The following is a 12396-nucleotide window of genomic DNA, read 5'->3' on the forward strand; positions in this document are numbered from 1 at the left end:
ATAATAACACCGTCAAAAGCAAAAGTCAACACCTTTTTTCGAATTTTCTTATTTTTAGAAAAATATAGTTAATTCTGCATATTTCGTATTTTATCTGAATTTTTTTAAAAAGGACCGTACGCATCACACGCCAGTCCTTTTTCCACAACTTCATTCTAATTTTTCCCCACGCGCAGAGTCGCATCCTGAATATTTTCCACCGGAATCAGTGCGATTCCACCGATTTTCTCCACGGACTTCATGCAGACAGCAGGTAAAATCACCCGCTCGAAGCCCAGTTTTTTTGCTTCCAGTACACGCTGTTCCGCCATGCTGACGGCGCGGACCTCACCGCTTAAGCCGACCTCGCCAAATACGACCGTTTTTTCATCGATCACCTGATCTTTGTAGCTCGATACGACGGCAAGTGCGATGCCAAGATCGATCGCCGGCTCATTCATCTTGATTCCGCCTGCGATGTTGACGTAGGCATCGCTTGTCGAGAGATTGACTCTTGCGCGTTTTTCCAGCACTGCCATCAGCAGGTTCACGCGGTTGAAATCGCATCCTGCTGCGGTGCGGCGCGGGATTCCGAAATTGCTGTGGCAGACCAGTGCCTGAATCTCGATCAGGATCGGGCGCGTTCCCTCCATGGAACATGCGACAACCGAACCGGAAGCTCCCTCCGGCCGTCCGTTCAGCATGTATTCCGATGGATTTTTCACTTCCACGAGTCCCTCTGTCTGCATTTCGAAGACGCCGATCTCATTTGTAGAACCAAAACGGTTTTTGACGCCGCGCAGAATCCGGTAGGACGCATGACGGTCGCCCTCGAAGTACAGCACGGTATCTACCATGTGTTCCAGCACACGCGGGCCGGCCACATTACCGTCTTTTGTCACATGACCGACGATAAAGATCGAAATTCCCATTCCCTTTGCAATCTGCATCAGCACATTCGTCGATTCCCGGACCTGGGATACACTGCCCGGCGCGGAACTGACCTCCTCGTTGTACATAGTCTGGATCGAGTCGATGACGGCAATCTCCGGCTTCTCTTTTTCCATGACGGCGCGGATGATGTCAAGATTCGTCTCACAGAGAAGGGACAGATTTTCATTAAATTCTCCGATCCGCACGGCGCGCAGTTTGATCTGGCGCAGGGACTCCTCGCCGGAAATGTATAAAACCTGATGTCCTGCTGTGGACAGCATGCGGCACACCTGCAGAAGGAGTGTGGATTTTCCAATTCCCGGATCGCCGCCGACCAGTGTCAGGGAACCCGGCACGATTCCTCCGCCGAGCACCCGATCGAGTTCTCCGATTCCCGTCGGGATACGCTCTTCTTTTCCTGTTGAAATTTCCGTCAGATGCACCGGCTTTCTGCCCGCTGCGCTGTGGCTTCCGAGCCCCTGGTTTCCCGCCGGTGTTTTGGCCGCCGTCGGTTCCTCCACAAACGTATTCCATTCTCTGCACGCCGGACACTGGCCCATCCATTTTGCTGACTCATATCCGCAGTTCTGGCAGAAAAAGGCTGTTTTTTTTGCTTTTGCCATAGTTGTGTCTCCCTTATAATTGTCAAAAAAGCTGCCGCACACGTTCTGCGACAGCCTTCTTTTCTTATTTCATCATGCTTTTACGATTTCTACTGCTACATCCTCTGCCTTTTCCAGCTCTACGCTGAAGGAAAGTTTTCCGCCGAGGTTTGTGGTCATGTGGCCAACGTTTACACCGTCGAGCAACACCTTGTATTCGGTCTCTGCTTCCATTTCAACGGTGATCTGTGCATCCTCCGGTCCTTCTACTTTGAAGGTCATGCCGCCGTCGAATACGTTCAGATCGGTAACTGCGGTTCCCGGAACGGATTCGTATACGAACAGTCCGTTTCTCTCCAGCTTTGTGATTTCCTTAAAGGTTTTTACTTTATACAGATCTCCTCTGTGCTCAAAATCAGATTTTTTTGCCTTTGCCGCAAGCTCATAATCTCCGAAGCTGATGCCTCCGTCTGCCTCTGTGCGGATTAATTCTTTTACTACTGACATTTGTAAATGCCCTCCTGGTCTTATCTTTTGTGGTGTTTCGTTTCTTTGTGAAAATCATACCATAATCAAAAAGATTTTACCATATGATTTATGGATTTTTTATATTATTTTTCTCAAGAACCTTGTTTCAACTCACAGTCGGTATTTTCACGAAGTCTGACATGTCGAAAATAGTTCGACTGTGACTCACCTCATGTCAGTGGAGGATACCGATTTCTCTCCGCCCGCCACTGCCGTTATGTTTTTTTAACAATTCATCCCATCACTTTAGAAACGGGGGACTTCTTATCTACTGGTGTTAAAAGTAATCTCTTTCTTACTCATTCCAACCGCAACGGTATCGCCTTTTTTCACTTCTCCGTTCAGGATGGCTTCTGCGAGCGGATCCTCAATTTTGCTCTGGATCGCGCGTTTTAACGGGCGGGCACCGTACTTACTGTCGAAGCTGTTCTCCACCAGATATTCTTTTACGGTGTCACGGACTTTCAGTTCGATATCCATCTGTTCTTTGCAACGGCGTTCCAGATCTTTCAGAAGAATCTGCAGAATCTTCTTCATATCTGCCTTGGTAAGCTGATGGAATACGATGATTTCGTCAATTCGGTTCAGGAATTCCGGCTTGAACATCCGTTTCACCTCTTCCATCACCTGGCCCTTCATGTACTCATAGTCCTTACGCTCATCTTCTGTCGAAAGGAAGCCAAGTCGCTTCGGCGCAACAATGTTCTGTGCCCCGGCGTTGGATGTCATGATGATACAGGTCTGTTTGAAATCAACTTTTCTGCCCTGCGCATCGGTGATGTGGCCATCGTCGAGTACCTGCAGCAGAATGTTGAACACATCCGGGTGAGCTTTCTCGATCTCATCGAACAGGATCACGCTGTACGGATTGCGGCGCACTTTTTCAGAGAGCTGGCCGCCCTCTTCGTAGCCAACGTATCCCGGAGGGGAACCGATCAGCTTGGAAACGCTGTGTTTCTCCATGTATTCCGACATATCAACGCGGATCAGGGCCTGCTCGGTGCCGAAGACTGCTTCTGCGAGTGCTTTGGAAAGTTCTGTTTTGCCAACTCCGGTCGGGCCGAGGAACAGAAATGAGCCGGTCGGGCGGTTCGGGTCTTTTAATCCGACTCTACCCCGTTTGACGGCTTTTGCTACAGCCGTTACGGCTTCTTCCTGTCCAACAACACGTTTGTGGAGGGTCTGCTCCAATTTTGCCAGGCGTTTGGATTCTCCTTCTGCGAGGCGCTGTACTGGGATTTTCGTCCAGGTCGATACGGTTTTTGCGATCTCTTCCTCGGTTACCTGCAGTTTTTTATTCTTGCAGCGGCGCTCAAAGCGTTTTCGGATCTGCTCAAGATCTTTCTCAAGCTCCTGCTGGCGTGCCTGCAGCACTTTTGCCTGTTCAAAATCACCTGCACTGATGACAGATTCTTTTTCTTTCTGTACTTCGAACAGAGCCTGCTCCTCTTTTGCCATGTTGTCCGGCACCTGATAGCCCGCAAGCTGTACACCTGCGGACGCCTCATCAATCAGATCGATGGCTTTATCCGGCAGGAAGCGGTCGTTGATGTAGCGCACGCTCATTTTTACGGCTGCCTCGAGCGCTTCATCGGTGATTTTCACGCCGTGATGACGCTCATAGTACGGGCGCAGTCCTTTTAAGATATCGAGTGCTTCACTTTCGGTCGGCTCATCCACTTTAACCGGCTGGAAACGACGCTCCAATGCGGCATCTTTTTCGATGTATTTACGGTATTCTTCGAGCGTGGTTGCACCGATGAGCTGAATTTCTCCGCGTGACAGGGACGGTTTTAAAATGTTGGATGCATCGAGTGCTCCCTCTGCGCCGCCTGCTCCGATGATCGTATGAAGCTCGTCGATGAACAGCAGAATGTTTTCATTATCCGTCACTTCTTTGACGACTCGTTTGATGCGCTCTTCGAACTCACCGCGGTATTTGCTTCCGGCTACCATTCCCGAGAGGTCAAGAACGACAACACGCTTGTCACGGATGGTTTCCGGCACGATGCCAAGAGCGATGCGCTGTGCAAGGCCTTCGGCAATCGCCGTTTTTCCGACACCTGGCTCTCCAATGAGGCAAGGGTTATTTTTTGTCCGGCGGCTCAGGATCTGAATCACACGCTCAATTTCCTGGCTGCGGCCGACAACCGGGTCGAGTTTTCCTTCGCGCGCAAGTTCGGTGAGATCGCGGCTGTACTGATCGAGCGCCGGTGTTTCGCTGTTCGATGCACCGCCTCTTGTCTGCGGTCCGCGGCCGGCGTTTGGATTTCCATTCATGCCGCCCTGTGACGGTGCTTCGCCCATGGCGGTGAGAATGGCGCTGTATAATTTCTGAATGTTGATGCCCATGGTGAAAAGTAAGCGGGTGGCAACGCAGTCGCTCTCTTTTAAAATAGCAATCAACAGATGCTCAGTTCCTACGGCTCTGCTTTTGAAGCGTGCGGCCTCTGCTTCTGCATTTTCGAGTACACGACGTACTCTCGGGGTATAGCCCGGACGTGATTCAGTTGCTGTATTGCCGCCCGGTGCGATCAGACGGTCGATCAGCTCGGTGAGCTGTCCGGCATCTACATGGAACTCGGTGAGCACCATGCCTGCGGTTCCATCCTCCACATTCAGAAGGCCGATCAGAAGGTGTTCGGTTCCCACGTAGTTATGTCCGCATTTTTCGGCTGTCTTAACCGCATATGCCAGTGCTTTTTTTGCCTGACTGGTATATCCTTCTCTCATAACAATATTATCTCCTTATTTACTCGTCTGCGTAGTTGCTGTAAATTTCATCTACAAGCTGATGTACTTCTTCTTTTGATATATTTTTGCAGACGGCTTTTGCAAGAATGACCTGCAGATCTTCGCGCAGTTCCTGCATCGCGTACAGCTTGTCCGCGTCGATGCGGATGACGGCACCCTTTCTTCTGTCTATCGAAAGGAGGCCCTCCTGACGGAGTACGCTGTAGGCTTTGTTTACGGTATGCATGTTGATTCCGATATTGTCTGCGAGCTGCCTTACGGATGGTAAGGTATCCCCTTCCTGTATCCGCGAAGTGGCGATACCCAGAATGATCTGATTCCGCAGCTGGATATAGATCGCTTCATCGCTGTTGAAATCGATCTGTATTGTCTCGTAATACATAGTTACACCCTGCTTTCTCGTATCGTATTGTTATACATATGTTATAACAATCCGCAGACTTTGTCAATGAACGGATTTGCAATCGGATCTTTATCTGTTCTTTTCATAGATAATCTGAAGGCCTTTTAAGAGCAGATCCTCGTCGATGATGATGTTGTGTCGGCAGTGCGGAATCACAGCCTGCGCCAGGCCGCCGGTGGCTACGATGGTGCATTTGCAGCCGAGTTCTTCTTCCATCCGCTCGATCATGCCGTCGATGCTGGCGGCGTTTCCGTAGATCATGCCGCCTCTCAGGCAGTCCAGGGTATTTTTGCCGATCACTTTTTTCGGCGCGGTAAGACTGGTCTGGCTGAGCTGCGCGGCGTTTGATACGAGTGCATCCAGAGAGGTGCGTAAGCCTGGAAGAATAACACCGCCGATAAAGCAGCCTTTCTGGTCGAGCACACTCATGGTGGTTGCGGTTCCCATGTCGATGACGATCTGCGGGCAGGTGTATTCATTCAGGGCTGCTACTGCTACTACAACGAGATCGCTTCCTGCGGTTGCGGGGTCATCCAGTTTGATATTAAGACCTGTCTTCACACCGGGTCCAACCACTTTGACCGGCTTTTTGATGACTTTTTCTGCCGCACTCCGGCAGAGTTCCGTTACCTGCGGAACGACGGAGGAGATGATACCGCCTTCGATCTGGTTCACAGGGATTTCATAAATTTCCAGCACATTTTTCAGGCTGACTGCGTATTCCAGTTCTGTTTTGGCTTTGTCGGTGGACAGGCGCTCGATGAAGAATGTCTTTTTTCCTTCGACACAGCCGAGAACGATATTGGTGTTGCCGATGTCTATTGCAAGGATCATAATTGATTTCCTCCTGTATGGTAAATTATCTTTCCTTATGTCTGGATTTCCTTATCTCTTTTATCAGCTCGCGTGGTAATGCTCTCAACATTTCCAACCTGCTGACTTCTTTTATCTTTTTGTTATGCCATTCCAGATTTTGAGCCAACAGATCAAAATTATCTGCCGTATCAGATATTGAGATCACCAGATTTCCATCTGCATCATAAATATACATAGCAGTATCTTTTTCCAATTTTACTTCACCGATCTCACTCATCATAAAAATCCTCTCCCCTTCAAAAGGGTTCCTTATGATCATTCTGGAATCTTCTCTTTCTCCATCATCAATGACATCGATCCAGGTACCTTTGCTGTATAGATACCCTAAAATTGCCCATATCGTAAACGCAGCACTCAGAATATAATGGCCAATAATCACTTCACAGTTTGCATCACTGTTCCAAAAATAAACTATTATTGTTACTGCAATCAATCCATACGCCACTCCCAACAGCCGACGGTCACTTCTAAAATTTATTCTATAGTGAAACCGATTTGGAGGGTTTTTTCTTCTCTTTCTTTTTTGCAGTTCTTTTAATATATCTTCCAGTATCTCAGCATAATGCCCATAAGGCGATGCCATAGTATTCCCTTCCTTTCTCACTCTTTCCTGCCATTATACAATATCTTCTCTTCTTCGAAAAGTCCCTCCCTCCATCTTTCCGCTCTGTTTTTCCACAACCCTAATTATTCCAAATTTCCCTCTTGCGCCCTTCCCGCTTTTATGATAAAATATATTTTGTTCTGATTATCAGAACGTGCCGCTGTGGCGGAATTGGTAGACGCACTTGACTCAAAATCAAGCGGTGAATAACCGTGCCGGTTCGAGTCCGGCCAGCGGCATAGCTAAAAAAGATCTGCAAAAACGAAAGTTGATGCAGATCTTTTTTTTACTTTCCAGGAAACTTCGTGGAATTTTCCTGGAAAGCAAAAAATTGTCTTCCATTCAAGAAAACAGCTTTCAAAAGAAAGAAAACCCCTTTCGAAGAACCGGCCATCTGCCGCATGGTTCTTTTTGAAAGGGGTTTTTCTGTTGTTATCTCTTATTTATTTCCAAACATCTTTTCATATTCCGGTGTTCCATCCAGTGTAGCGAAGTAATCCTTCGGGGTTTCTGCACGGCGGATGACTTCAAAGCTGCCGTCCTCTTTGAGCAGAACTTCTGCAGATTTTAATTTTCCGTTATAGTTGTAGCCCATTGAAAAGCCGTGTGCACCGGTATCGTGGATAAAGAGAAGATCTCCGACCTCTACTTCCGGCAGCATTCTGTCGATCGCGAATTTATCGTTGTTCTCGCACAGGGAACCTGTTACGTCATATTTGTGGTCGCACGGCTGATCCTCTTTGCCCATCACGGTGATGTGGTGGTAAGCGCCGTACATAGCCGGTCTCATCAGGTTGACCGCGCAGGCATCACAGCCGATATACTCTTTGTAAATGTGTTTCTGATGGATTGCGCGCGTAACGAGTCCGCCGTACGGTCCCATCATGAAACGGCCCATCTCCGTGTAAATTGCAACATCGCCCATGCCGGCCGGAACGAGGACTTCATCGTACACTTTATGTACACCCTCGCCAATCACGCGGATGTCATTGCCTTCCTGACCCGGTTTGTACGGGATTCCGACACCGCCGGAAAGATTGATGAATTTGATTTTTACGCCTGTCTCTTTCTGCAGCTTTACAGCCAGCTCAAACAGTGTTTTTGCCAGAACCGGGTAGTAATCGTTGGTTACGGTATTACTTGCAAGGAAGGAATGGATGCCGAACTCTTCTGCCCCTTTTGCCTTCAAAATGCGGAATGCCTCGAAAATCTGCTCGGTTGTCATACCGTATTTGGCATCTCCCGGATTGTCCATGATATCGGTGCTGATTTTAAACAGTCCGCCCGGGTTATAACGGCAGCAGATTTTCTTCGGAATATAGCCTAATGTTTTCTCAAGAAAATCAATATGGGTAATATCATCAAGGTTAATGATCGCACCAAGCTCTGCAGCCAGTTGATACTCTGCAGCCGGTGTTACGTTGGAAGAAAACATGATTTTATCTTTTTCAAATCCCATCGCATCGGAAAGCATCAGCTCTGTGTAAGAAGAGCAGTCGCATCCGCAGTCATATTCACCCAGAATTTTGATCAGTGTCGGGTTTGGGTTCGCTTTCACTGCAAAATACTCACGAAATCCCGGATTCCAGGAAAAAGCTTCCTTTACCGCTTTCGCATTCTCACGAATTCCTTTTTCATCGTAAATGTGAAACGGAGTTGGTACTGCTGCTGCGATTTCTTCCAGTTTTTCTTTTGTTACAAAAGGCTTCTTCGTCATTCTCTTTTGTCTCCTTCTTCTGCTTATTTTGCCTGAATAATGTGAAGCATGTTTGTCATATATCCTTCACCCGTCACCTCGTTGGTGGCAGGGTCTCCGGCCGTAAAAATAACCATATCGCCGCGTTCTACAAGCTCCTCACGGCGCACCATATACATGGCATGCGAAATGATGTTCTCCGTAGAATCTTCCTCGTATCCGGTCACCGGACGAACGCCCCAGTAGAGCTGCATTTTTCTTCTTGCCCATTCATATGGGGTAACGCCGTAAATCGGTACGCTCGGACGAAGGTTGGAAATCAGTCTTGCGGTCTGACCGGACATGGTCGGAGTCACAATGCAGGCTGCTTTGATGTGTTCTACCATAGAAACGGCTGCACTTCCGACTGCTGCGGAAACATTCAGCTTTCCTTCCAGCGCTTTTCCATCGCGGTAATCTTCGAATTTCAGATAGCGCTCTGTCTGCTCGGCAATCTCTCCCATCATGGTAACTGCCTCGATCGGATATTTTCCGGCTGCTGTTTCGCCGGAGAGCATGATCGCATCCGTTCCATCATAAATTGCATTCGCAACATCGGCTACCTCTGCACGGGTCGGACGCGGGTTCCGGATCATGGAATCCAGCATCTGGGTTGCTGTGATAACCGGTTTGTATTTATGATTGCATTTTTCAATGATGATTTTCTGTACATGCGGTACCTGGCACGCCGGAATTTCTACACCAAGGTCTCCCCTTGCAACCATCACACCATCTGCCGCATCGATGATGCTGTCGATGTTCTGCACACCCTCCGCATTTTCGATCTTGGCAATGATATCAATACGCTCTCCTCCGTTTGCCACAAGGAACTCACGGATTTCGTTAATTGCCTCTGCATTCCGGATAAAAGAAGCCGCTACAAAATCAATATCCTGTTCAATACCAAAGAGAAGATCTCCTTTGTCTTTCTCCGTGAGGTTCGGAAGATTGATCGAAACGTTTGGTACATTCACACCCTTCTTCTCTCCGAGCTCGCCGCCGTTTACTACGGTACAGACAATTTCCGGTGCATTTACTTTTTCTACGCGCAGGCCGATCAGACCATCATCGATCAGAATTGTGTCTCCCTCTTTGATATCGTCGGTAAGGCCGGTGTAGCTGACCGAACAGTGATTTTCATCTCCGGTCTCCTGAACGGTTGTCAGGGTAAAAGTCTGTCCGGTTACCAGATTTACTTTTTTGCCATCTTTCAAAACGCCGGTACGGATTTCCGGTCCTTTGGTATCCAGAAGGATTGCCACAGGAGTTTTCAGCTCTTTTCGAAGCTCTTTCAGCATATCCATACGCATTTTCTGCTCATCGTGGTCTCCATGAGAAAAATTAAAACGAGCAACATCCATTCCGGTTTCAATCAGTTTTTTCATCAGGTCACGGGAGTTGGTATTTGGTCCCATGGTGCATACAATTTTCGTTCTTCTCATACTTTTCTCCTTTTTTTATTTATCGTTTTACTTTACATGTTCATGTGTAAACAGGTGATCCTGGCAGTATTCATAGTTTCCGTTGCATCGGGAACAGAAACGGAACTCCAGATTCGGATCATCTTTTTCGGTCCGGCCGCAGATCGCACATTTGTGTTTTGTGATCCCGTTCGGATTGCGGTATTCGGCTTCGCCTCTTGAAACGGCCTTTTGGAATTCCTTCCGGCGTCTGTTCTGCTGGAAAGAGCCGCGTTTTCCTTTTCTTGTCATCAGGAAGAACACAAGGACGTTTGCAAGGGAACAAAGAATAACAACACATCCTGCCCAGTTTCCGCTCATGATGCTGGTAATCATGCTATAAGCAAGAAGTGCTACATCAAGATATGCCAGCCATTTGATTTTGATCGGAATAATGAAATACAGCAATACCTGCATATCCGGGAAGCTGATCGCAAAGCCGAGGAAAATCGAGAGGCTGATGTAGTAAGTGCTGAATGCCGTTCCCATCAGCGACGGATATCCGTTGACTGCATATAAGATTCCATACAGCAGGAAGGAACCGATAATGGTCATCAGAATGCCGGAAAAGATATAAACGTTATATTTGAAATCTCCCCAGGCTCTTTCAAGGCTTGTTCCGATTGAGTAATAGAAAAACAGCATGATGATCGTAAAGATATCAAGGCTGCTCGGCGGAATCAGAATCCAGCTCACCAGACGCCAGATCTGTCCGTGCAGAATATAATATGGTTCCAGTGTCAGATACTGTCTCATAATGGGGGCCGCAAGCTGAATGATATAGCCCGCAATGTACGTTACGATAATGTACATCGTCAGATGGCTTAACGCGTATCTCCCATATTTTCGCTCCATTTTGTCTAAAAAATTCATGCACACTCTTCCTTTTTCGTTTGTTTTATTTCACCGGCTTTCACTGCCCGAAAATACATTCTCATTATACGTGCTGCCTTTTCGTTTGTCAAACGGTATAACGGTGAATTTCGTCTCTGAAAAAGAGCTTTACGAATGTTTTACTTTCCGGTATAATTTATTGGAAATACTTGTTAATTTTCACTCAGCAGTGAAACATTTACTGTTTCGCTGCGTAAGAAAGTGATTCAGTTGTGAGCAGCCCTCCTTTTGCGAAGCAAAACTTTAAATGAGGGCTGCGAATGATACCGTTTACTGGGTACCAGTGAACGGTATCAAATCTTTTCCAGTTATTTTATAAATATACGAAAAAATTCAGGAGGACCTTATATATGGCAGGATCATCATTTGGTACCATCTTCAGACTGACCACCTGGGGAGAGTCTCATGGAAAAGGCGTGGGCGTTGTTGTGGACGGAGTGCCGGCCGGCCTTTCGCTTTCCGACGAGGATATTCAGGTTTACCTCGACCGCAGGAAGCCGGGACAGAACCGCTTTACCACAAAACGGAAAGAATCCGATACCGTTCAGATTTTATCCGGCACCTTTGAAGGAAAAACGACCGGTACCCCGATTTCCATGGTGGTATGGAATGAGGATCAGCATTCCAAAGATTACAGCGACATTGCTTCCTATTACAGACCAGGCCACGCCGACTATACGTTTGATGCAAAATACGGTTTCCGCGACTACCGCGGCGGCGGACGCTCCTCGGGACGCGAGACGATCGCACGCGTGGCTGCCGGTGCCATTGCTGCAAAAATGCTCTCTGAGCTTGGCATCACCGTTTCCGCGTACACCCGCTCCATCGGCGATGTGGAAATTCAGTCTTTTGACGCTGCTGAAATCGCAAACAACGCTTTAAATATGCCGGATGCAGCGGCTGCCGAAAAGGCTTCCGGGCTTTTAACAAAAGCCATGGCGGAAAAGAATTCCGTCGGCGGTGTGGTCGAGTGTGTCGTTCACCATATGCCGGCCGGCGTCGGCGATCCGGTGTTTGAAAAGCTCGATGCCAACCTTGCAAAAGCACTCGTCTCCATCGGTGCCGTAAAAGGCGTGGAAATCGGAGACGGTTTCTCGGTCTGCACAGCTACCGGACTTACCAATAACGATGCCTTCCATGTAAACGCGGATGGCTCCATTGTCAAGCTGGCCAACCACGCCGGCGGTATTTTAGGCGGCATCAGCGACGGAAGCGATATCGTCGTCCGCGCGGGCTTCAAACCAACTCCGTCCGTTGCAGCTTCCCAGCAGACTATCAACAAAAACGGTGAAAACATTGCCATCGAAATCAAAGGCCGCCACGACCCGATCGTCGTTGCACGCGCCGTTGTTGTCGTGGAATGCATGACCGCTCTTGTACTGGCGGACGCACTGCTCGTCGGCATGAGCGCCAAAATGGATAATGTAAAGAAAATCTGGGCTCCGGACGAAAACTAAAGGCCGGACCGCTTCTTTCTGGCTTCAACATAAAAAATAGGCTTCGCCTATTCAACTCCCCCTGCCCCTCAATCTTGAGGGGTTGGGGTTTCTTTTTTTCCTCTTTTCCTGCATAATAGACTTATGAATATCTTACAAAGAATCTTTACCGATTATTATGAGGAAATCAAA

At 48.0% G+C, this 12396-nt stretch carries 10 protein-coding genes and 1 tRNA gene; 2 read left to right on the top strand and 9 right to left on the bottom strand.

Features of this window, described 5'->3' with window-relative positions:
- Nucleotides 1-155 precede the first annotated feature (155 nt).
- From radA to ACY2VT_RS13110, 6 genes are all read right to left on the bottom strand, one after another.
- A complete protein-coding gene (radA, locus tag ACY2VT_RS13085) occupies nt 156-1535 on the bottom strand; it encodes a DNA repair protein RadA (RefSeq protein WP_461880187.1) in 1380 nt (459 codons plus the stop codon).
- Between the two features lie 72 nt (nt 1536-1607).
- Nucleotides 1608-2021: a hypothetical protein gene (locus ACY2VT_RS13090; protein WP_022462056.1), complete on the bottom strand. Its 414-nt coding sequence runs from the start codon at nt 2019-2021 to the stop codon at nt 1608-1610.
- A gap of 285 nt (nt 2022-2306) precedes the next feature.
- Nucleotides 2307-4775: an ATP-dependent Clp protease ATP-binding subunit gene (locus ACY2VT_RS13095; RefSeq protein WP_461880188.1), complete on the bottom strand. Its 2469-nt coding sequence runs from the start codon at nt 4773-4775 to the stop codon at nt 2307-2309.
- Nucleotides 4776-4794: 19 nt separating this feature from the next.
- On the bottom strand, nt 4795-5178 hold the full coding sequence (locus ACY2VT_RS13100) for a GntR family transcriptional regulator (protein WP_055221433.1): 384 nt from the start codon (nt 5176-5178) through the stop codon (nt 4795-4797).
- Nucleotides 5179-5268: 90 nt separating this feature from the next.
- Entirely contained in the window at nt 5269-6033 is a 765-nt protein-coding gene (locus ACY2VT_RS13105) for a type III pantothenate kinase (protein ID WP_055228523.1), read from the bottom strand.
- Nucleotides 6034-6058: 25 nt separating this feature from the next.
- Complete coding sequence (locus ACY2VT_RS13110; RefSeq protein ID WP_055228522.1) at nt 6059-6658, bottom strand: hypothetical protein; 600 nt, start codon at nt 6656-6658, stop codon at nt 6059-6061.
- Between the two features lie 177 nt (nt 6659-6835).
- On the opposite strand from ACY2VT_RS13110, the gene ACY2VT_RS13115 reads away from it, so the two are divergent.
- A tRNA-Leu gene (locus tag ACY2VT_RS13115) sits at nt 6836-6918 on the top strand.
- 200 nt (nt 6919-7118) lie between these two features.
- Here the strand turns inward: ACY2VT_RS13115 and ACY2VT_RS13120 are convergent.
- The 3 genes from ACY2VT_RS13120 to ACY2VT_RS13130 are packed head-to-tail and all read right to left on the bottom strand — an operon-like array spanning nt 7119 to nt 10747.
- Complete coding sequence (locus ACY2VT_RS13120) at nt 7119-8396, bottom strand: diaminopimelate decarboxylase (protein ID WP_461880189.1); 1278 nt, start codon at nt 8394-8396, stop codon at nt 7119-7121.
- A 23-nt stretch (nt 8397-8419) separates the two neighbouring features.
- Nucleotides 8420-9856 carry a pyruvate kinase gene (gene pyk, locus ACY2VT_RS13125; protein WP_118595511.1) on the bottom strand — a complete coding sequence of 479 codons (1437 nt, stop codon included), beginning with the start codon at nt 9854-9856 and terminating at the stop codon, nt 8420-8422.
- 27 nt (nt 9857-9883) lie between these two features.
- Nucleotides 9884-10747 carry a hypothetical protein gene (locus ACY2VT_RS13130; RefSeq protein ID WP_461877372.1) on the bottom strand — a complete coding sequence of 288 codons (864 nt, stop codon included), beginning with the start codon at nt 10745-10747 and terminating at the stop codon, nt 9884-9886.
- Nucleotides 10748-11118: 371 nt separating this feature from the next.
- Between ACY2VT_RS13130 and aroC the strand changes: the two genes are divergently transcribed.
- The gene (gene aroC / locus ACY2VT_RS13135; protein ID WP_461880190.1) at nt 11119-12225 is read left to right on the top strand and encodes a chorismate synthase; all 1107 of its coding nucleotides are present in this window, start codon (nt 11119-11121) and stop codon (nt 12223-12225) included.
- The last annotated feature ends 171 nt before the right edge of the window (nt 12226-12396 follow it).

Origin of the sequence: Fusicatenibacter sp., assembly GCF_050872605.1 — a bacterium.
In the GTDB taxonomy this organism is placed as follows: domain Bacteria; phylum Bacillota; class Clostridia; order Lachnospirales; family Lachnospiraceae; genus Fusicatenibacter.